This is a genomic window from [Mycobacterium] fortunisiensis, assembly GCF_019050325.1.
Classification (GTDB): domain Bacteria; phylum Actinomycetota; class Actinomycetes; order Mycobacteriales; family Mycobacteriaceae; genus Mycobacterium; species Mycobacterium fortunisiensis.
Genome location: NZ_VOMB01000019.1, coordinates 24,405 through 44,171, shown reverse-complemented (window position 1 = coordinate 44,171; position 19,767 = coordinate 24,405). Strand labels below are relative to the sequence as shown.

Annotated in this window: 19 protein-coding genes; 9 read left to right on the top strand and 10 right to left on the bottom strand. The window is 68.3% G+C overall.

The annotated features are described in order from the left end of the window. Positions 1–91 precede the first annotated feature (91 nt). Both FR943_RS15375 and FR943_RS15370 read right to left on the bottom strand, forming a co-directional pair. Positions 92–1,525 carry a mechanosensitive ion channel domain-containing protein gene (locus FR943_RS15375; protein WP_217158688.1) on the bottom strand — a complete coding sequence of 478 codons (1,434 nt, stop codon included), beginning with the start codon at positions 1,523–1,525 and terminating at the stop codon, positions 92–94. After that, on the bottom strand, positions 1,522–3,717 hold the full coding sequence (locus tag FR943_RS15370; protein ID WP_217158684.1) for an adenylate/guanylate cyclase domain-containing protein: 2,196 nt from the start codon (positions 3,715–3,717) through the stop codon (positions 1,522–1,524). Before FR943_RS15370 ends, FR943_RS15375 begins: the two co-directional genes overlap by 4 nt. A 38-nt stretch (positions 3,718–3,755) precedes the next feature. Here FR943_RS15370 and FR943_RS15365 point away from each other — a divergent pair, with 38 nt between their 5' ends. Further along, entirely contained in the window at positions 3,756–4,193 is a 438-nt protein-coding gene (locus FR943_RS15365) for a DUF1810 domain-containing protein (RefSeq protein ID WP_217158682.1), read from the top strand. On the opposite strand, the gene FR943_RS15360 is transcribed toward FR943_RS15365, so the two are convergent. Together FR943_RS15360 and FR943_RS15355 are read right to left on the bottom strand one after the other, a co-directional pair. Further along, on the bottom strand, positions 4,177–5,478 hold the full coding sequence (locus FR943_RS15360) for an alpha-amylase family glycosyl hydrolase (protein ID WP_217158679.1): 1,302 nt from the start codon (positions 5,476–5,478) through the stop codon (positions 4,177–4,179). The genes FR943_RS15365 and FR943_RS15360 overlap by 17 nt on opposite strands. After that, positions 5,471–5,950 (bottom strand): nucleoside deaminase, encoded by a 480-nt coding sequence (locus tag FR943_RS15355; protein ID WP_217158676.1) that lies wholly within the window; start codon positions 5,948–5,950, stop codon positions 5,471–5,473. Before FR943_RS15355 ends, FR943_RS15360 begins: the two co-directional genes overlap by 8 nt. Before the next feature lie 143 nt (positions 5,951–6,093). Here FR943_RS15355 and FR943_RS15350 point away from each other — a divergent pair, with 143 nt between their 5' ends. After that, entirely contained in the window at positions 6,094–6,723 is a 630-nt protein-coding gene (locus FR943_RS15350) for a PaaI family thioesterase (protein WP_217158674.1), read from the top strand. Here FR943_RS15350 and FR943_RS15345 read toward each other — a convergent pair. Then, complete coding sequence (locus tag FR943_RS15345; protein WP_217158673.1) at positions 6,720–8,741, bottom strand: FUSC family protein; 2,022 nt, start codon at positions 8,739–8,741, stop codon at positions 6,720–6,722. The genes FR943_RS15350 and FR943_RS15345 overlap by 4 nt on opposite strands. Before the next feature lie 108 nt (positions 8,742–8,849). Between FR943_RS15345 and FR943_RS15340 the strand changes: the two genes are divergently transcribed. After that, on the top strand, positions 8,850–9,605 hold the full coding sequence (locus FR943_RS15340) for an enoyl-CoA hydratase/isomerase family protein (protein WP_217158671.1): 756 nt from the start codon (positions 8,850–8,852) through the stop codon (positions 9,603–9,605). Here FR943_RS15340 and FR943_RS15335 read toward each other — a convergent pair. Together FR943_RS15335 and FR943_RS15330 are read right to left on the bottom strand one after the other, a co-directional pair. Beyond that, on the bottom strand, positions 9,602–9,814 hold the full coding sequence (locus tag FR943_RS15335; RefSeq protein WP_217158669.1) for a (2Fe-2S)-binding protein: 213 nt from the start codon (positions 9,812–9,814) through the stop codon (positions 9,602–9,604). The genes FR943_RS15340 and FR943_RS15335 overlap by 4 nt on opposite strands. Then, a complete protein-coding gene (locus FR943_RS15330; protein ID WP_217158662.1) occupies positions 9,814–10,449 on the bottom strand; it encodes a fatty-acid--CoA ligase in 636 nt (211 codons plus the stop codon). The genes FR943_RS15335 and FR943_RS15330 overlap by 1 nt, the downstream gene beginning before the upstream one ends. A gap of 250 nt (positions 10,450–10,699) precedes the next feature. On the opposite strand from FR943_RS15330, the gene bfr reads away from it, so the two are divergent. The 4 genes from bfr (at position 10,700) to FR943_RS15310 (ending at position 14,376) form a co-directional block, all read left to right on the top strand. Next, a complete protein-coding gene (gene bfr, locus FR943_RS15325; protein WP_217158660.1) occupies positions 10,700–11,185 on the top strand; it encodes a bacterioferritin in 486 nt (161 codons plus the stop codon). A 189-nt stretch (positions 11,186–11,374) separates the two neighbouring features. After that, on the top strand, positions 11,375–13,432 hold the full coding sequence (locus tag FR943_RS15320; RefSeq protein ID WP_217158654.1) for an MDR family MFS transporter: 2,058 nt from the start codon (positions 11,375–11,377) through the stop codon (positions 13,430–13,432). A gap of 58 nt (positions 13,433–13,490) precedes the next feature. Further along, positions 13,491–13,973 (top strand): carboxymuconolactone decarboxylase family protein, encoded by a 483-nt coding sequence (locus FR943_RS15315; protein ID WP_217158646.1) that lies wholly within the window; start codon positions 13,491–13,493, stop codon positions 13,971–13,973. A 37-nt stretch (positions 13,974–14,010) separates the two neighbouring features. Continuing rightward, entirely contained in the window at positions 14,011–14,376 is a 366-nt protein-coding gene (locus tag FR943_RS15310) for a VOC family protein (RefSeq protein WP_217158644.1), read from the top strand. A gap of 12 nt (positions 14,377–14,388) precedes the next feature. On the opposite strand, the gene FR943_RS15305 is transcribed toward FR943_RS15310, so the two are convergent. The 3 genes from FR943_RS15305 to FR943_RS15295 all read right to left on the bottom strand — a co-directional run bounded on the left by FR943_RS15305 (position 14,389) and on the right by FR943_RS15295 (position 17,605). Beyond that, the gene (locus tag FR943_RS15305; RefSeq protein WP_217158642.1) at positions 14,389–14,805 is read right to left on the bottom strand and encodes a nuclear transport factor 2 family protein; all 417 of its coding nucleotides are present in this window, start codon (positions 14,803–14,805) and stop codon (positions 14,389–14,391) included. 16 nt (positions 14,806–14,821) lie between these two features. Next, a complete protein-coding gene (locus FR943_RS15300) occupies positions 14,822–16,612 on the bottom strand; it encodes an N-acyl-D-amino-acid deacylase family protein (protein ID WP_217158641.1) in 1,791 nt (596 codons plus the stop codon). 66 nt (positions 16,613–16,678) lie between these two features. Further along, a complete protein-coding gene (locus tag FR943_RS15295) occupies positions 16,679–17,605 on the bottom strand; it encodes an SDR family oxidoreductase (RefSeq protein ID WP_217158640.1) in 927 nt (308 codons plus the stop codon). Positions 17,606–17,671: 66 nt separating this feature from the next. Here FR943_RS15295 and FR943_RS15290 point away from each other — a divergent pair, with 66 nt between their 5' ends. Next, positions 17,672–18,574, top strand: coding sequence for a dienelactone hydrolase family protein (locus FR943_RS15290; protein WP_217158639.1), 903 nt, complete (start codon positions 17,672–17,674; stop codon positions 18,572–18,574). Positions 18,575–18,657: 83 nt separating this feature from the next. Then, positions 18,658–19,764, top strand: coding sequence for a glycosyltransferase (locus tag FR943_RS15285; RefSeq protein WP_217158638.1), 1,107 nt, complete (start codon positions 18,658–18,660; stop codon positions 19,762–19,764). The last annotated feature ends 3 nt before the right edge of the window (positions 19,765–19,767 follow it).

The window sequence follows — 19,767 nt, the reverse complement described above, 5'->3', positions numbered from 1 at the left end:
ACAAGCATGTGCTGTCGCTTTGCGAGCAAAGTGAATCACGCGCCACACCAGTCACACGCGTAACGGCGCCGTGCGGCCGGATCGCGGTTGGCTAACGATTGAAACTCGGCGTCGAGACCGAAGACGGCTCGGCAACCGCCGTCGACGCCTGCTGGGCAGCGGTGCGACGTTCCTCGATCATCCGGCCGATGTCCTGGAGCAGCAACGGATTACGCAATACCAGCCGGTCCAGGAAATCCCGTTCCACCTGCAGCAGCGTGGTTTCCACGACCGCATGCCCGTCAGCGAGCGCCTTCTCGCGGATCAAGGTCGTCTGGCCGAGGAAATCGTCTTCGGCAAGGGTGCGTACCGGCAGGATCGAGCCGTCCTTGCAGGCGACGGTCACCTGGATCCGCCCCTCGACGATGAAGCTCATCCGGCTCGGGATCTCCCCGGCGAACTGCACCTGCTCGCCGGCGCCGAACCGGGCCAGGGTGCTGTGCGCGAGCAGGTCCAGCTGTTCGGTGTGGCTCAGCCGCAGTGCCGGGGCGATCTTGCGCACGGCCTTGCTCATCTGTTCCGGGGTGGCGAAATCGTCGGCCGCACCGTCCAGGTGCAACCCGGCCCGCCGGGCCGCGTACCAAACCCAGCGAAGGAAAGTTGATTTGGCCGCGCCGTCGTCCGCCGGCGAGCGCAGCGGTATGGATGTTCGGTACTCGTTGCGGCCCAGGGCGACGGAAGTGGGGGTGGCGCCGGGGCGGCGCTGCGGCAGTCGACCGCCGATCTGGGTCAGCAGCCGGCACACTTCGTCGGGGGCGTCGGATGTGCCGAACACCGTGGTGATCGACAGCGAGTGCGACGAGGCCGGCCGGCTCAGGTTGGTGAACGAGGCGCCGGCCAACACCGAGTTCGGCATCACCTGCATCCCGCTGCCCGTGTCGATGTGTGTTGCGCGCCAGTTCACTTCGATCACCCGCCCCCGAGCCGACGGGGTGTCGAGCCAGTCGCCGAGCTCGAAGGGCTGCTCGAACAAAAGCAGCAGGCCCGAGATGATCTGGCCCACGGAGTTCTGCAGGGCCAGGCCGAGCACGATCGAGCTCACCCCCAGTGCGGTGAACAGCCCGCCCACATTGGCACCCCAGACGTAGGCGAAGATCATGCCGACACCGATGGCGATCAGCGCGAACCGGGCGACATCGAGGAAGATCGACGGAATCCGCTTGCGCCAGCTGGTATCCGGCGCACCCTGGAACAGGGTCGCGTTGAGCCCGGACAACAGCAGGATCATCACCACGAGACCCAGAACGGTGGCCACGATCCGGACCGTGGTGGTCTCCGCCGAGATCTCGCCGCCTTTGACCAGCAGGATCAGCAGCGCGCCGAGCGGAAGAATGTAGTTGCGCAGCAGACCGACCGGCCTGGCCAGATAGCTGCCCCGCCGGCTCAGCGCGTTGTGCATTTCGGTGAGCACCACCAGTCCGACCGGCAGTCCGACGGCCACCGCCAGCGCCCAGTAGAACCAATCGGTCTCCAGCACGCTTCTCATGACTGACGGTCCGCCAGACGCCAGATCGGCACCTCGACATCGTTGACGGTGACGGACCCCACCGCGGTGAACTGCCGGGAGTCCTGCGTCGCCTCGCGCACCCGGTCGGTGACGTACACGCCGGCCTGCGGCGCCCCACTCTGCACCTGGTACGCGAGATCGACCGCGGCGCCCCACATGTCGTAGGCCAGGTTGGACCGGCCGATCAGGCCGCTGCCCACGGTCCCGGTGTCGATCCCGGCCCGCAGCCGCACGTCGTAACCGGACTCGTTGCGGTACCGGTCGACGATGCGCTGCATCTCGATCGCGAAATCCACAGTGCGGCGGATGTTGTCGAGCCTGGGCACGGTCAACCCGCAGCTGGCCAGATAGCCGTTGTGCAGAGTGCGTACCGGTTCGACACCGAGACTTTCTGCTGCCGCGTCGAATTCGCGGATCAGATTGTTGACCATCACCAACAGGTCATCGGCGCACAGGTGGGCCGACAGTTCGTCGAGGCCGAGGAAATCGGCGAAGACCACGGTGACGTTCTGGTGGTCCTGGGCGATGTTCTCCTCACCGTCGCGGTACCGCTGCACCACCGGTTCGGGCATCATCGACAGCAGCAGCCGGTCGTTCTCGTGACGCTGCTCCTCGAGCAGGTCCTCCTTGATCCGGAGGTTGCGGCTCATCTCGTTGAACGCGATGGTGAGATCGCCGAATTCGTCGCGGGACAGCACCGGCAGCGAGACCCCCAGTTCCCCCGAACTGATCTGGTGTGCACCAGCTTCCAGGCGTCGCAGCGGACGCACGAAGAACCGGGCCAGCAGGATTGCGGCGACACATACCACCAGGATGATGGCCACGGTGGACAGCACCAGCGTGCGGGTGAAGACCGTGACCGGGGCGAACGCCTCGGCGGTGTCGATCTTGGCCACCACGACCCAGTCCAGCCCGGGTAGCTGTACGGGGGCATACGACGTCAGGGTCTCGTTGCCCAGATAGTCGGTCTCGACGAGGGTTCCCGATTGGCCCCGCTGTGCCAGCCGTGAGGCCTGGTTGGCCACCGGCTGCACCATCGTGGTGCCGCCCTGCCGGATGGATTTCTCGGCGACATCGGGCGATGTCCCGGCCTCGACCACCTCGTCTTCGAAGCGCTGGGGGTCCTCGACGAACAGCCTCGAGTTGGACCGCATCAGACCGTCGGGGCCCACGAGGTAGGACTCGCCGGTCTTGCCCATGCCGACCTGGTCCCACTTGCCGCCGGCCGTCATGATGCGGTTCACCCCGCGGATCGGGAACTGCAGGGCCAGGACGCCGGCCACCCGGTCTCCCACTCGGATCGGGGCCACCATCCAGGCGGTCGGGCCGTTCGCGGGAAGGTAGTCACTGAAGTCGGTGACACCGACGTAGTCGAGGGCGTTGGACTCCAGGGCCTCCTCATATGCCTTGGTCAGCTGCGTGCTCTTGTACGGGCCGGTGTTGATGTTGGTGCCCAGGTCGGGTCCCTTGTAGGCGTTGTAGACCACGTTGCCCCGGGTGTCGAGCAGCATCGCCTCCTCGAACCCGAAGCGGGTGACGACCGTGCGGAAATAGTCGTTGAACCGCGCGTTGGCCGCCGACCAGGCACTGCCGTCGTGGGCATCGTCGACTTTGATCGCCTTGGCCGGGTCGTCGAAGGGCGCGGTATAGGCGGCCTGTAGGTGTAGCTGGGCGTTCGAGGTCGGGATCAGCGCCGCGACGTTGATCTGGTTGCCCGACGCGGTGTCGGTGCTTCGGGAGAAGCGCTTGCGGTAGTAGTCGGCGACGGCCTTGTGCTGCTCGGGGGTGACCGGCTCCTTCCCGAGCTGATCGAACGCCGTCGTGAACGCCTCCGTCGCCTCGGCCGCGGTAGCCCCACGGGTGTACACGACCAGCGAGTTCCTCAGGTAGCGGTACTCGGACTCCAACTGCCGGGCCTGTGCGGCCCGGATCTCGGTCAACCGGTCGAAGACGGAGTCACGCAGCGAGCTCCGGCCCGACTGATAGCCGATGACGCCGACCACTGCCGCCGAGAGCATGCTGGTCAGCAGCAACATCGCCAGGAGCTTGGACTGAATGCTGATACGCGACAAGGCGCGGTGCCGGCGGAATTTCGGGGAATGGTCGCTGTGTGGGGAAGCTACCGGCTCGGACCCTGTTCGCGCAGATGCTGCCTTCTCGAAAATAGACATTGCGTCCAAACATAACGCGGGTGTGCGATATTGGCGGCATGGTCGACGATGACCGGTCCGATCTCGGCCGGTTCGTCACGGCCCAGGATCGCAGGTATTCACAGGCACTCGCCGAACTGCGGGACGGCCGAAAACGCAGCCACTGGATCTGGTTCGTCTTCCCCCAGTTGCGCGGGTTGGGCCGCAGCTCGACCGCCGATTTCTACGGGATCGGCTCCCGCGCCGAGGCCGCGGCCTACCTGGCCCACCCGACGTTGGGGCCGCGGCTGCGGGAGTGCGCCCGGACGGTGGCCGCGATCGACGGGCGGACGGCCGAGCAGATATTCGGGTGGCCGGACTGCCTCAAGGTCCGGTCCTGCATGACGTTGTTCGCCGCGGCCACCGACGACAACGCCGACTTCGTGTCCGTGCTCGACCGGTTCTACGAAGGGCAGCCGGACCCGGCCACCGTGGAATTGCTCAGTGCGGGTCGATGATCAGCCAGCCGTGCGGGGGCACCCGGGTATCGGTGATGTCCTCGTGCGGCGGTGCGCCCGACCCCGCCACCACCCGGCCCGAGGGCACCGCCAGATCGGGCAGCGACAGGGCCCACGGTGCGTCGTCGATGTTGAGCGCCACGATCAGTGATTCGGCGCCCGCGCCGGTGCGGTAGGCGTAGTGCGTATTGGTCAGCAGCAGCGGGGACGTGGTAGCGGTGTGCAGCCACGGATGGCGCCGCCGTAGCCCGATCAGGTGCTGATGCAGCCGCAGCACATCGGAATCTTCTGGGGGAGAACTGAATTCGGGACGAACGGCATCGTCGCCGCCGCGCCGGTCTTCTTTGACGCCACGGTGGCCGGATTCGTCGCCGGCATAGATGCTCGGGGTCCCGCCGGTGGTCAGCAACACCACCAGGGCGTGTTCGACGTGCGCGGAATTCGCCAACTGGCTGGCGATCCGGGTGACGTCGTGGTTGCCCACGAAGGTCAGCGGGATGAACGTGGCAAGAAAGTCGTTGTGGCGCTTGAGCGCCCAGTCCAGCTCGTGGAAGTTGCGATCGTTGAGGCTGCTCCAGATCGCTTTCCACAGTTCGTACTGGGTGACGGAGTCGACGGTGGCGGCCTGCACGATCGCCGGATAGTCGCCGTGGATGACCTCGGCGACGAACCAGGCATCGGGGAAGTCCCGGCGCACCTGCGGCAGCACCTGGGCCCAGAACCGGTCGGGCACCGCGTAGGCGGCATCGAGACGCCAGCCGTCGGTCCCCCGGCTCAGCCAGTGCCGCATGACCGCGACGGTGTGCTCGATCACCGCGGGCTCGTCGTGGTTGAGCGTGATCAGCTCGCCATGGCCCTCGAAGGTGTGAAAACTCTCGCCGCGGCGGCGGAACCAGGCGGAGGCCGGGTGGTCGGGGCCACCGTCGAGCGCCTCGCGGTAGCCGGCGAAATCGGTTCCCACGTGGTTGAACACGCCGTCGAGCAGAAGGCGCAGGCCGCGCCGGCGGGCCTCGGCCACCAGGTGGTCGAAATCGTCGTCGTCGCCGAGGCGCGGGTCGATGCGGAAGTGGTCGGTGGTGTCGTAGCCGTGGGTCCGCGACGCGAAGATCGGGCCGAGCGCGATGCCGGAGGCTCCGAGTTGTACCGCGTGGTCCAGCCATCCGACGATCCGCCGCAGCCGGTGTTCGTCGGCGGCCGGCGGCTGCGCTGCGGGGAACGCCCCGACAAAGCCGAGCGGATACAGCTGCCACCAGATGGCGTGTGCCACCCACCCGGGATCAGCCACGAAACTTCGCCGCGTAGAGGCTTTTCATGGTCTCGGCCAGCTCGGGGGCCGGGCCGTCCACCTCGACACCGGGGGCCACCGTCGTGATGGGCAGCGGCGCCACCGGGCCGGCCGGCGCCCCCCATTCCGACAGCCAGCCGCTCAGCTGCGCCGACGACGTCGCGTAGACGATGCGGCCGAGCCCCACCCAGGCGTGCGCGGCCGCACACATCGGGCAGTGCTCCCCGGAGGTGTAGACCGTGGCCCGGGCCCGGTCCGGTGGGTTCATGTGCTCGACGGCCCAACGGGCGATGGCGAATTCGGGATGCCGGGTGGCGTCGCCGTCCTTGACCCGGTTGCGGTCGGCGAATGCGGTGGTACCGGTGTGATCGACCAGGATCGACCCGAACGGTTCGTCACCGCCGACGAGTGCTTCGCGGGCCAGCTCGACACAATTGCGCAGCCGACCGAGGTCGTTCTCGCTGATGGCCACGCCGGCGAGTTTACGCCGGTGCGTCCCGGTGGCAGGGGCACGACGCCTGCACCTGCCCGACCGCGGCATAGGCCATGCCGCGGTCGAACCAGACCTGGTTCACGAATTCGACAGCGGCGCGGTAAGCGTGTTCTAGTTCTGGCATGGCGGGCTACACCCATGTCGAAGGTCTCGGTTCCGCGGATGTGCAGCGCCTGCGGACCGTGTGGGAACCGCTGGCCGCGTCGGTGCGGGCCCTGATCGATGCCACGATTCGTTCGGAAGTGGACGCCGACGAGGTGGCTGCGGTCAGCGCGCAGATCGACGCGGCGACCGCCCGGCTGCGGGCCCACCAGATCGACGGTGCGTTCGGGGTGCGCTACACCTCCGACGGTGACCGGATGCCGTGGGGCAACCCGGCGATCGGGATCCGCAACCCGATCGCCCCGCCGCTGGTGATCGTCAAGGATGCCGACGGCGGTGTGCACACCGACTTCCACCTGGGTGCCGCGTTCGAGGGGCCGCCCGGTCACGTGCACGGCGGCATGGTCGCCATGGTGCTCGATCATGTGCTGGGGGAGGTGGCGGCCAGCGACTCGGACCGGCCGCGGTTCACCGGCACCCTGACCATCCGTTATCTGCGGGCCACGCCGCTGGGCGATCTGCATGCCGAGGGGCGCATCACCCGCACCGACGGCATCAAAGCCTTTGCCTCCGGACATGTTTCCGATGCCGAGGGCATCACCGCCGAGGCCGAGGGCGTGTTCATCCTGCCGAAATGGGCGCGCGGCTAGCGTATCTCGCCGGTGGGAGTGACCCGATCGATCGCGATGTCCGCCAGGCTGCGGGTGATGGTGGCCAACTCGCCGATCAGGATGCGGGCCGCCCCGTTGTCCGCCGACAGTGTCGAGGCCACGTTGTGCACGCGGCGCAGCGCGGTGGAGAGCTCGGCGGTGTCCAGGCTCCACGGCACCGCCGGGCTCGGCGGGGCGCCGCGCAGGGCTTCCACGTAATCGTCCACCGCAGCGATGAATTCGCCGTGCAGGGCCGAGGACGGGTGCGTGGGCAGGCTGTTCTCCAGGGTGGTGCAGGCGCTGGTCACCGAATTCAGCGCGGTCCGGTAGGACCGCAGCCACCGCCGCAGCACCGGCGGCTCCAGGCTGGTGGCGCCCCAGGCGGCCTCGAATGCGGCCCGGGCGCGGAACGCGCGTTGCCAAGCCGCCGACAGTACCTCGGCCGGATGGTCGATTTCGTGTACGAACGCCTTGATCACCAACGCGGCGTAGTCGATCTCGGTCATCAGCAGCTCACCGGCGCGCTGGCGCAGCCGGATCAGGGCGTGGTCGGGTAGCACGACGTGGGCCATCACCGCGAAGGCGCCGCCGATCAGCACCGCGAACAAGCGGTCGGCGTTGCCGGTCCAGGGCGCGGAGGCGCCGACGCCGACCGCAAAGACCACGATGGTGCCCACCACCGCACCGATCGCCAGGTAGCCGAACTGCGATACGGCATAGGCCAGTCCGACGAAGGCGACCGCGCAGACCGCCGAGCCGATCGGACCGGGCTGCCACAGCAGGGTGACCGCCGAGGCCACGATGATGCCGAGGGCCAGTCCGGCGATCCGGCCGGCGCAGCGGGTGTAGGTGTGCGCGGTTTCCGGTCGCAGTACGACGATGACCGCCAACGGCATCCAGTAGCCGTGCTCCAGGTCGCCGTAGCGGGCGGCCGCCGCAGCCAGTGCCGTCGTCACCGACAACCGGATGGCGTGCCGCAGGATCGGTGAGGTCCACGTCAGGTGCGATCGGACCACGGCCGGCGCCGAGGCCAGCGAACCGATCAGGTCGGGCCGGTGCAACTGGCCGAACCGCAGCACCGCGGCCTCGCGCAGCTGTTCGCACAGGCGTTGTGCCAACGCCGCTTCGGGGCCGGTCACGGCGTCGGCGGCGGTCTGGACCCGGGCCAGGGCATGTTCGGCGTCGCGGCGCGCGGTGTGACTGTGGTCGGCGATCGCGTCGAGCAGCACCGCCGCGGCGGTCAGCAACTGTGGCAGGCCGGTCTCGGCCGGGTTCTCCCGGCCGGTGGAGGTCTCGCGGTCGGCCGTGGAGTGCAGTGCGGCCAGTGTGCCTGCGATACGTTCCGGCAGGCGGTATCCACCGTGGTAGGCGCGGGGCCGCTGACTCACCTGGCTGTCGGCGAACACCTCGCGGAGCCAGGTCAGCGGCGCGTCGTCGACGGCGGCCGCGCTGTCGGCCGCCACGTTGCGAGAATCGGTGGCCAACGAGCGGTAGGCGCGGGTCAGCCCGTCGCGCTGGGCCCGCCAGCGGCGTGGCGGCCAGACCGCGATCAGGATCGCCTGCACCACGCCGGCGACCACCACCAGGGTCGGCGCCAGTACAGCCTGGGCGGGTGTGGGCGCGGTCGGCGGTGCCAGCACCAGCAGTGCGCTCGCCGCCGAGGCCACCAGACCGGCGTTGGCCCCCAGCGACCACTGCATGCCCGCGGCAAAGCACCACAGGGCCACCACGGCGATGAACACCGGATTGTTGCCGCCGGCGAGGGTGCCGAGCAGCACCGCGATGGCGAGTTCGACCGAGCCGGTGACGACGAGCGGCACCCGACCGCCGGGGCTGCGCTGCAGGGCGATCGCCCCGGCGATCACGCCCCCGCCGAGCGTCCACATCGCGGTGGCGCCCGAACCCCAGGCCAGCGCGACCGCGGTCACCGCCAGCACGCCGATCAGGCTCCGGACCACCGCACCGGCGTCGGGGGTGCTCAGCCGCAGCGCGTCGGCCGCCTGTCCACCCGTGTGCACCCCACCATTCTCACTCGTCGGGGGCCGGTCGTGGCACAGCCGCCCGCGCGTGGCGCCGATACCTGTCGCGAATAGGCTGCAGCGGTCACCGCATGCGAGGAGTGAAGATTGAGCCTGCTGATCGAAGACGACAACCGGGTCCGCACGTTGACCCTCAACCGGCCCGACGCGCTCAATGCGTTCAACGAGGCGCTGTACGACGAGACCACGATCGCGCTGCGCGCCGCGGCCGAGGACCCCGACGTGGCGGTGGTGCTGCTGACCGGGGCGGGCCGGGCGTTCAGTGCGGGCAACGACCTCGTCGAGATGCAGACCCGGATCACCAACCCGGATTTCACCCCGGGCGAGCACGGCTTCTACGGGATGATCGAGGTGCTCGCCGATTTCCCGAAGCCGTTGATCTGTGCGGTCAACGGTGTCGGGGTGGGCATCGGAGCCACCATCCTGGGATTTGCCGATCTGGCCTTCATGTCCTCGGAGGCCCGGTTGAAGTGTCCGTTCACCAGCTTGGGGGTGGCCCCGGAGGCGGCGTCCTCCTACCTGATGCCGCGGCTGGTGGGCCGGCAGAACGCCGCCTGGCTGTTGATGTCCTCGGAGTGGGTGGGGGCCACCGAGGCTCGGGAGATGGGTCTGGTGTGGCGGGTCTGCGAGCCCGACGACTTGTTGCCGGAGGCGCGGCGGCACGCCGAAATCCTTGCGGCGAAGCCGATTTCAAGCCTCATCGCGGTCAAACAGACCATGGTGGCGCCGATTCGCGATGCGATCTCGGCCGCTGTCGAGCGGGAGAAGGCGTTGTTCGTCGAGTTGGTGGGGGCGGCGGCCAACGTCGATGCGCTGGCCCAGTTCGCCGGCCGAAAGGACTAACTGCCGGTCCGCGACGGGCAGCCGTTGACCTGGGTGGGGCAGCCGGAGGCCTGATGGGCGGCGATGATGGCCCGGATGGTGCGTCGGCATCGACCGCAGTCGGCGCCGGCGCCGCAGGCTTCGGCCACCGCCTTGGAGGTGGTGGCCCCCGACTCCACGATTTCGTTGACGACCTGGCTGGTCGCCCCGGTGCACAGACAGACGAACATCAGTCGCCCGGCTCGTCGACGGTCATGATGTAGGCCAACTTGCCGACGAACAGGCTGGGGTAGGCGCCGAAACCGGCCGTGGTCATCCACTCGGCCGCCGCGTCGGGGTGGTCGATCCACTGCCGGGCGCTGATCTCGTCGGAGACCTCCTGCAGGATCATCACTTCCTGGCCGTTGTCGAGTGCCTGGTAGACCCAGATCTTGCGGATGCCGCTCTGCTCGAACCGACTCAGACCGTCGTGCACCTTGCGCATCAGTGTCGGTACGTCGTCGACCGTGGCGACGGCACCGACGATGACCCCGGCGACGTGGCCTTTCGGCGACGGACCGGCCAAATCGATCTTCTCCACGACCTCGCCGCCGAATATCGGCGGAATATCCTCGACTCCTGCGGTGTCGAACCATTCAAAAATGGCCGGTGCCTGCAGCACCTCGCGAATGGAACGGGCATTTCGGATGCCGATCGTGACGAGGATGCGGCCCGGTTCCCAAATGGATTTGTACAGCACGACGTGGTGGGCACCCATGCGTTGCAAACCGGGCCGCTGCTTTTCCATCCATTTCCAGGTGAGGTCGACATCGCGTACCCGAAAATCGCAGGAAAGAATGAGTGAGTGCAAGTCGTACCCACCCATTAATGTCTACCTTCCGCCAAGTTCGCCAGTTGTTAGCCCAGTCTAACCTTAGTTAGGGCAGGCAGTCCAGACTTTCTGCACAGAGGCGGTCCGGGTGGGGCGCCGAGTGATCCGCGCCACTGAAATATGGGGATGAATTTGGCGCAAATGGCGTGTTGAGTATTGCCTTACTCGGCGCTTTCTGCACTAGGTTGGAAGTTGCACGGCGACAGCAACACTTGATCAGCCCTCAATGTGTTTAGGAGTGACGATGCAAGGCGATCCGGAGATTCTGAAATTGCTCAATGAGCAATTGACGAGTGAGCTCACGGCGATCAACCAATATTTCCTCCATTCGAAGATGCAGGACAATTGGGGATTCACCGAACTTGCCGAACACACGCGGTCCGAATCATTCGAAGAAATGCGGCACGCCGAAACGATCACCGACAGAATTCTGTTGCTGGATGGGCTTCCCAACTATCAGCGGCTGTTTTCCCTGCGGGTCGGGCAGACGCTGCGTGAACAATTCGAGGCCGACCTGGCGATCGAGTACGAAGTCGTCGAACGGCTGCGACCCGGCATCGTGATGTGCCGCGAGAAACTCGACGCGGTCACCGCCGACCTCTTCGAGGAGATCCTCAAGGACGAGGAAGGCCACATCGACTACCTGGAGACCCAACTGGAGCTCATGGACAAGCTCGGTGAGCAGCTCTACTCCGCCCAGTGCGTGTCGCGGCCGCCGTCCGCGCAGTAGCAGTAGTAGTCCGTAGTAGTCCGCACGGCTCGAGTGCCGCCCCGGCCGCCGGCGTAGCGTCGGCCCGGGGCGGTGTTGTGCATGTCGTGCTGTGTGCATGTCGCAGTGCCGATGCCGCGGCCCGCGCTGTAACTTTCATAGGCTGTCTAACGATATGGATGTGTATCCAGACGCCGACGAAAGGATCCCATGGCGACCTCACCCGCGGCTGTCGAGCAGCCATCCGGCGGCGCGCTGCTGAACGTGCGCCGGCGCAACCTGGTGTTCGTCGCCGTCCTTCTCGGCATGCTGCTGGCCTCGCTGAACCAGACCATCGTCGCCACCGCGCTGCCCACGGTGGTGGCCGACCTCGGCGGTGCGGGCCACCAGGCCTGGGTGGTCACCAGCTACCTGCTGGCCTCCACCGTCGTCACCGCCGTCGTCGGGAAGGTCGGCGACATCTTCGGTCGCAAAGCCGTGTACCAGACCGCGGTGCTGTGTTTTCTGGCCGGTTCGGTGCTCAGCGGGCTGTCGGGTTCGATGGCCATGCTGGTGGCCTCCCGCGCGCTGCAGGGGATCGGTGGCGGCGCCATCATGGTGACCTCTTCCGCGCTGATCGCCGAGGTCATCCCGCTGCGCGACCGAGGGCGCTATCAGGGTGCGCTGGGCGCGGTCTTCGGGGTGACGACGGTGGCCGGTCCGCTGCTCGGCGGCTTCGTCACCGACCACCTCGGCTGGCGGTGGGCCTTCTGGATCAGCATCCCGGTCGGCATCGTGGTCCTGCTGGTCTCGGCCGCGACGATCCCGGCGCTGGCTGCCCGGCCCACCCGGCCGGTGATCGATTACGCCGGGATCGTCTGGGTCGGCCTCGGCGCCTCGGGCCTCACCCTGGCGACCAGCCTCGGCGGCGAGCTGGCCTGGACCTCGCCGGCCATGATCGGCCTGGTCGTCGGTTCCGTGCTGGCCCTGGCGATGTTCGTCCGGGTGGAGCTCAAGGCGGCCGAACCGATCCTGCCCATGCGGCTGTTCCGCAACCCGGTGTTCTCGATGTGTTGTGTGCTGTCGCTGGTCGTCGGCTTCGCAATGCTGGGTGCGCTCACCTTCATGCCGACCTTCATGCAGTTCGTCGACGGCGTCTCGCCGTCGGAATCGGGATTGCGGACCATGCCGATGGTCATCGGCCTGCTGATCACCTCGACGGTCAGCGGCACCCTGGTGGGCCGCACCGGCCGTTACAAGGTCTTCCCGATCACCGGTACCGCGATCATGCTGGTCGGGTTCGTGCTGCTGTCGCGGATGAACGCCGCCACCCCGATCCCGCTGCAGTCGCTGTACCTGCTGATTTTGGGCGCGGGTATCGGCATGTGCATGCAGGTGCTGGTGCTCATCGTGCAGAACACCTCGGATTTCTCGGATCTGGGTGTGGCGACCTCCGGGGTGACGTTCTTCCGGACCATCGGCAGTTCGTTCGGGGCGGCCATCTTCGGCTCGCTGTTCGCCGGGTTCCTGTCCGACCGGTTGCCCGGCGCGCTGGCGGCCGGCGGTGCACCGCCCGTCGCGGGTGCGTCCCCCAAGGCGTTGCACGAGTTGCCGCCCGAGGTCGCCGCACCGGTCGTGAACGCCTACGCCGAGGCGTTGGACCTGGTGTTCCTCTGTGCTGCGCCGGTGGCACTGCTCGGCCTGATCGTGGCGTTGTTCCTCAAGGAGGTGCCGTTGCACGAGGCGGAGTCGGCGCTGGCCGCCGATCTCGGCGAGGGCTTCGGCATGCCGAGCGCGGAATCGGCGGACCAGGTGCTGGAGACCGTGGTCAGCCGGCTGATGCGCAGTTCGCCGGAGATCCGGTTGCGCAGCGTGGCCGGACGGGCCGGGTGTGAGCTCGACGTGGCCGGGCTGTGGGCGCTGCTCAAGATCTATCGACACAGCCAGATCTTCGGCACCGCCCGGCTGACGGAGATCGCCGATCGGCTCGTGGTGCCCTACGAGGTGCTGGAGCCGACGTTCAACCGGTTGGTGCAGGACGGCTACGTGCTGCGCACCGGGGACAGCCTGTGGCTGACCCAGAAGGGGGTCCAGCAGGTCGACGGGGTGTCGGCGGCGCTGGTCGGGCGGATCGTCGACAAGCTGGCCGAATCCTCGTCGTTCGAGGGTCGCCCGGATCGGGCCCAGGTGGAGGCCGCGCTGGAACGCATCGCGCACCGCGTTGTGGTGCAACGGGACTGGGGTGACGAACGGGCCGCCGAGCTGACCGGGTCGGCGGCGAAGAACTAGCAGAGCCAAAAAACTAGAACTTGTTCCAGAACTGCCCGGTCGCGCGTACGATTCGGCCATGAGCCGGATCGGAGACTTCCCCGACGACGACGTGGCCGGTTGGGTCCTCAAATCTCCCGACATCGGGACGGCCATGGCGAACTTCACCCACGCGGTCTACACCAAGGGACGGCTGCCGCTGCGCGTGCGTGAGCTGGCCCGGATGGTGATCGCGCTCGACAACGAATGCGTGGTGTGCCAGAACACCCGTGACTCCGACGGGCTCGCTGCGGGTGTGGACGAGGATCTCTACGATCACGCCGCGCAGTGGCGGACCTGGCCCGGCTACAGCGAGCAGGAGCGGATCGCCGCCGAATTCGCGCAACGCTTCGCCGCCGATCACACCGGGCTGCGTGACGACGAGGAGTTCTGGGAGCGCGCCGCTGCGCACTTCGATGCCGAGCTGCTCACCGACCTGGCGTTGTCGTGCGCGATGTGGCTCGGCATGGGCCGGATGCTGCGCACCCTCGACATCGGGCAGAGCTGCAAGCTCACCCTGTAGCCCGCCGGCCCGGCCGGCTGATGGCAGTATCGATCCGATGATCGGAAGACTGCGTTCCGTCGTGCTGGATTGCCGCGATCCCCGGGCCTTGGCCGGGTTCTATGCCCGGCTGCTCGGCGGCGACATCGCCGTGCAGGACGACACCTGGGTGGTCGTCACCGACCCGGCCGGCCGGCGGGTGGCCTGCCAGTACTCACCGCAGCACGAGCCGCCGGAGTTCCCCGATCCGCGGGGGTCGCAGCAGCTGCACCTGGACATCGAGGTCGACGATCCTGACCGGGCCCAGGCTCAGGTCCTGGCGCTGGGCGCCACCAGGGTCACCGATGCCGTCGGTGAGGAGAACTTCCGGGTGTTCCGCGATCCGGCCGGCCACCCGTTCTGCCTGGTGTGGGGCGCCGATTGAGCCGATGGGCCGTTACAGCAGCCCGGTGGCGTCGAACACCCACGACATGTCCGCGCTGGCGAAGTTGTCCATCCAGTCCGGCGGGGCGTGGTTGGCCAGCGCGCCCATGTCCCAATAGTCCTTCCACAGGGTCACTTTGCCGTTCTCGACCCGGTGCACGGTGACGAACTGCAGCACCGCCGATTCCCCGGTGGCCCAATGCCATTGCTCGTGGTGTTCGTACATGGCGTCGTTGCCGTTCGCCACCAGCAGACCGGGGAAGTTCTCGTAGGAGGCCAGGGGTTCCAGCCCGATCTTGAGGCGCTTGACGATGTCCTCGGGTCCCTTGGCGGCCGCGGCCGGCCCCACCGGCATGTCCAGGTAGATGCACTCGTCGGACAGGTGGGTCTTGAGCAGCGCCCAGTTTCGGTCCGACAGGGCTTTCCACATGTTGCGAATTGTTTCCTCAACGGGCACTGGACAATTGACCTTTCTCGGCGGACGGGGCGGGGGCGTGGCGGGCGGCGCGCAGGAACCGCCCGGTGCGTTGACGTCCCACCAGGTCGGTCGGTTCGCCATCGGCGACCACCGTGCGTCCGCCGACCAGTACCGCGGTGACGGTCGCGTTGTTCCGGTTCACCATCCGGGACAGTCCGCCGTAGTGGTCGACGGTGTCCTCGGCGTAGGCGTCGAGGGAGTCGTCGAGGTGCTCGGGATCGATCACCACGACGTCGGCGCGGTCCCCGATGCGCAGGTGCCCGGCGTCGATCCGGTACCAGTCGGCGAGCTCGCCGGTGAGCCGGTGGACCGCCTGTTCGATGGAGATGAACGGCCGGCCCGCCCGGTCGGCGTCCCGGACGTGCCGCAACAGCCGTAGTCCCATGTTGTAGAAGGCCATGTTGCGCAGGTGCGCGCCGGCATCGGAGAAGCCGAGCTGGATGCCGGGGTCGCGGGCGAGTTTCTTGAGCACCTCCGGCCGGTGGTTGGAGATCGTGGTGCGCCACCGGATCGCGGTGCCGTGCTCGAGCACCAGGTCCAGGAAGGCGTCGACCGGGTGCAGTTCGCCGCGGTCCTGGCCGACCTGACCGAACGACTTGCCGACGACGGATTGGTCGGGGCAGGCCACGATTTCGGCGTCGAAGAAGTCCCGGTGCCACACCCGCACGCCGAACTTGTTCTCGTAGTCCTTGCGGAATCTGCGCCGGTAGGACTCGTCGCGCAGCAGTTCGTTTCGCTCGAGTTCGTCCCGCAGGTGCAGAGCCGCGGCTCCGGAGCCGAATTCTTCGAACACCACCAGGTCGATGCCGTCGGCGTACACCTCGAACGGCACCGGCAGATGCTGCCAGCGGAAGTTTCCGCCGAAGGTGTTGGCCAGCCGGGCCAGCGGACCCATGATCCAGATCGCGTACGGGTTGGCCTTGACGTCGGCGGCCGAGAGCAGGCTGGTCTTGAGCGGGCGGCGCAGCAGTCCGAGCGATTGCGTCACCTGGGACACCAGGTTGAGCGGATTCTGGATGTCGGGCCCGGATTGCAGGACGCGTCCGGCGCGGCGCAGCATCGACTTGAGCCGGCGCAACTCGCGCGGTCTGGCATAGGTCGACGGCAAGGTCCGGGACCGGCAGGTGTCCCCGTCGATCTTGTCGAAAAGCAGCTGCTGGGAGGACATTCCGACGAATCCGGCCGCCAGGGCCTCGGCGAGCATCTGCTCCATCCGGGCCTGTTCGGCGTGGGTGGGCCGGACGTCGGCCCGGGTGGCCCGGTCCAGTCCCATGACGGCCGTGCGCATGTCGGAGTGTCCGATGAAGGCGGCCAGGTTGGGCCCCAACGGCCGCGCCTGAAGGGCCGAGATGTATTCGTCGCAGCTGGTCCAGGTTTTGTTGTCGTCGACCGCGGCGATCACCTGGTCGCGCGGGATCGCCTCGACCCGTCCGAACAGGTCGCCGGCATCGGTGCCGCCGACGTGCACGGTCGACAGCGAGCAGGAGCCGAGCATCACGGTGGTCACGCCGTGCCGCAGCGACTCCGGCAACGACGGTCCGTTGAGCACCTCGACGTCGTAGTGGGTGTGGATGTCGAGCATCCCGGGCAGCACCCATTTGCCGGCGGCGTCGATGATCTGCGGGCAGTCGGTCTCATCGAGTGGTTCGGGGGAGATGGCCACCACGTGCCCGTCGCGAATTCCGATGGTGCGCACGGCCGACGGGGCGCCGGTGCCGTCGAACCAGCGACCGCCGCGAATGATTGTGTCGTAGCTCACAGGGCCATCGAACCGTTCCGGTCCGGCCGGTGTCAACGGAAATCGTGAACAGATTTGAAAAAATGTCTACAGCGGTGCCCAGGCGTCCGGGCAGCGCCCGTCCAGATCGGTGAACTGGTAATGCCGGGCCAGCTCCACCGAGCTCACCGACCGCTGGTTCCAGCGGGCCCAGTCGGGGTCGGCGGCCACCGCGGCCACCCCGCGGCCGACGAACCGTGGTGACTCCGACTCGCTGAAACCGGGCGGCGCGGCCGGATACCCGTCGGTGCGGGCCAGGTCGAGCGCGCCCTGCCAGGTCGCCTCGGTGACGCCGTAGTTGTCGAGCATCATCTCCGAGCGCAGCCAGCCCGGGGTGACGGCCACCGCGCTGGCGCCGAAGGCGGCGAGCTCATAGCCATGGGTGAAGGCCAACCGGTTCACCGCATTTTTGACCAGGTCGTAGAACACTGACAGCCTCGGGTTATCGGCATTGAATTCGGTTGTGCCATCGGTGATCTCGACCAGCAAGCCGCCGGGCCGGTTGGCCAGCAGCGGCAACAGGCTGTGCGACGTGATCAGGTGGGTGTCCAGTCCCAGCCGCAGCATGCGCAAGCCGTCGTCGAGATCGTGCTGCCACATCGGCCGGCCCCAGGTGTCGGGCGGGCCCTTGAGCACCTCGGCCCCCCAGATGTCGTTGACCAGAATGTCGACGTGACCGTAGTCGGCCGACAGCCGCCCGGCGAGCTTGCGCACCTGTGTCACATCCAGGTGGTCGACCTGTACGGCGATGCCCGATCCGCCGAGCTCCGACACCAATTCCGCGGTTTCCTCGATGGTTTCGGGCCGGTCGTAGTCCGAGTCCCGGCTGCCGCACACGCTGCTGCGGCCCGTGCAGACCACGGTTGCACCGGCCTCGCCCAGGGCCGCGGCGATGCCCCGGCCCGCGCCACGGGTGGCCCCGGCAACCACGGCGAGGTGTCCGCGCAGTGCGTCCGGGTCCGGTGTCCAGCCCATCGGATGAGTATCCGCCGCGCGCAGTCCCACCGCTGCGGTTCGGGATTTCGGCGCATACTTGCGGAGGTGACTTCACTGCAGCGTTACCTCGCCGAGGAAATCGCGACCGATCATCTCGACGGCCTGCTGTCGCGGCGCGAAGCGCTGCGCCGGCTCGCGCTCCTCGGTGTCGGTGCCCCAGCGGCGGCCGCGCTGATCTCCGCATGCGGCGAGGCCCGACCACCGGCCCCGACCGCGACCCGCGGTCCGGCACCGCACAAGGTTTCGCCGCCGGGTGCAGCGGGCGCACTGCCGACCACCGCGGTGGACTGGGCCGGGCCGGACGGCCGGTTGCAGGGTGCCTGGGCGGCCGCGGCCGAACCGAAGGGCGCGGTTCTGGTGATCCACGAGAACAAGGGACTGACCGAGCACATCCGGTCGGTGGCCGGCCGGTTCGGCGGCCTGGGGTACTCGGCCCTGGCGATCGACCTGCTCTCGCCGCAGGGCGGCACCGGGGCATTCGCCGACCCGGGTGCGGCCACCGCCGCGCTGAGCCGCATCGAACCGGCAGAGCTCATCGGCAACCTGACGTCTGGGATCGACGAGATCCGCCGGCGGGCGCCGGATCGCCGGGTGGCTGCCGTGGGCTTCTGCATGGGCGGCGGCCTGGTGTGGCGGTTGCTGGCGGCGGGCATGCCGCAGTTGGCGGCCGCGGTGCCGTTCTACGGCCCGGCCCCGGACAATCCGGACTTCACCGGGTCGGCCCACACCGCGGTGCTGGCCTTCTACGGTGCCCTGGACCAGCGGGTGAACGCGACCGAGCCGGTGGTGCGCGCGGCGCTGCAGAAGGCCGCGATGGTGCACGAGCTCGTCGTCGAACCCGATGCCGACCATGCCTTCTTCAACGACACCGGCGATCGCTTCCAGCCCACGGCCGCGGCCGACGCCTGGCGCCGCATCCAGGACTGGTTCGCCCGGCACCTCGACTGAACCCCGGGCTTGTTCAATGAGTGTTCAGGTCCCGGTCGGGGCGCCGTTGTTGACCGCACACGCGGCCCGGTTCTGATCGTGGCATGCGGGTTGTCCAGGTCGCCAACTTCTACGGCCCGCGGTCGGGCGGGCTGCGTACCGCGGTCGACCGGCTCGGCGCGGAATACTGCGCGCTCGGTCACGAGGTGTACCTGATCGTGCCCGGATCGCGGCCGCGACGTCAGGTCCTCGACGGTGGCGTCGTGCGAATCTCGCTGCCGGCCAGGCTCATCCCGTTCACGGGCGGTTACCGCGCGGTGCTGCCCGGCCCGGTGACGACACTGCTGCACCAGTTGGCGCCGGACGCCATCGAGGTGTCGGACCGGCTGACGCTGCGGTCGCTGGGCCCGTGGGGCCGCAGACACGGGGTGGCCACCGTGATGATCTCGCACGAGCGGCTGGACCGGCTGGTGGGCCAGGTGCTGCCCCGTGCGGCGGCCCGCGCCGTCGCCGACATCGCCAACCGGCGCACCGCGGCGAACTACGACGCGGTGGTGTGTACGACGGGCTTCGCCCGCGAGGAATTCGACCGGATCGGTGCGGAGAATGTGGCGACCGTGCCGCTCGGGGTGGATCTGGAGCAGTTCCATCCGCGCCGCAGGTGCGCCCGGACGCGCAGCCGCTGGGCCGAGCCGGCGCAGACCCTGCTGGTGCACTGCGGACGGCTGTCGGTGGAAAAGCAGCCGCACCGCAGCATCGATGCTGTTGCCGCACTGCGTGATTCGGGGGTGGATGCCCGTCTCGTGGTGGTCGGGGAGGGGCCGCTACGAGCCCGGCTGCAGCGGCAGTCCGACGGGCTGCCGGTGGATTTCACCGGCTACATCAGTTGCCGCGACACCGTGGCGACCATCCTGGCCTCGGCCGACGTCGCGCTGGCTCCCGGTCCGCACGAGACCTTCGGGCTGGCCGCTCTGGAAGCGCTGGCCTGCGGCACCCCGGCCGTGGTGTCGCGCACCTCGGCACTGACCGAGATCCTCACCGGCGACAGCGGAGCCACCGCCGACAACGACGCCCACGACATCGCCCGCGCTGTCACCGCGGTGATCGACCGGCCCGAACCGCAGCGGCGCAGCGATGCCCGCCAACGGGCCGAACAGTTCACCTGGCCGCGCTCGGCGGCCGGCATGCTCGAAGCGCTGGGAGCTCGGTGACCC

Bases quoted from the DNA above. Each gene is read 5' to 3' on its own strand.
- FR943_RS15375 (WP_217158688.1), bottom strand. From the start codon at position 1,525: ATGAGAAGCGTGCTGGAGACCGATTGGTTCTACTGGGCGCTGGCGGTG.
- FR943_RS15370 (WP_217158684.1), bottom strand. From the start codon at position 3,717: ATGTCTATTTTCGAGAAGGCAGCATCTGCGCGAACAGGGTCCGAGCCG.
- FR943_RS15365 (WP_217158682.1), top strand. From the start codon at position 3,756: ATGGTCGACGATGACCGGTCCGATCTCGGCCGGTTCGTCACGGCCCAG.
- FR943_RS15350 (WP_217158674.1), top strand. From the start codon at position 6,094: ATGGCGGGCTACACCCATGTCGAAGGTCTCGGTTCCGCGGATGTGCAG.
- FR943_RS15335 (WP_217158669.1), bottom strand. From the start codon at position 9,814: ATGTTCGTCTGTCTGTGCACCGGGGCGACCAGCCAGGTCGTCAACGAA.
- FR943_RS15330 (WP_217158662.1), bottom strand. From the start codon at position 10,449: ATGGGTGGGTACGACTTGCACTCACTCATTCTTTCCTGCGATTTTCGG.
- bfr (WP_217158660.1), top strand. From the start codon at position 10,700: ATGCAAGGCGATCCGGAGATTCTGAAATTGCTCAATGAGCAATTGACG.
- FR943_RS15320 (WP_217158654.1), top strand. From the start codon at position 11,375: ATGGCGACCTCACCCGCGGCTGTCGAGCAGCCATCCGGCGGCGCGCTG.
- FR943_RS15315 (WP_217158646.1), top strand. From the start codon at position 13,491: ATGAGCCGGATCGGAGACTTCCCCGACGACGACGTGGCCGGTTGGGTC.
- FR943_RS15310 (WP_217158644.1), top strand. From the start codon at position 14,011: ATGATCGGAAGACTGCGTTCCGTCGTGCTGGATTGCCGCGATCCCCGG.
- FR943_RS15305 (WP_217158642.1), bottom strand. From the start codon at position 14,805: ATGTGGAAAGCCCTGTCGGACCGAAACTGGGCGCTGCTCAAGACCCAC.
- FR943_RS15295 (WP_217158640.1), bottom strand. From the start codon at position 17,605: ATGGGCTGGACACCGGACCCGGACGCACTGCGCGGACACCTCGCCGTG.
- FR943_RS15285 (WP_217158638.1), top strand. From the start codon at position 18,658: ATGCGGGTTGTCCAGGTCGCCAACTTCTACGGCCCGCGGTCGGGCGGG.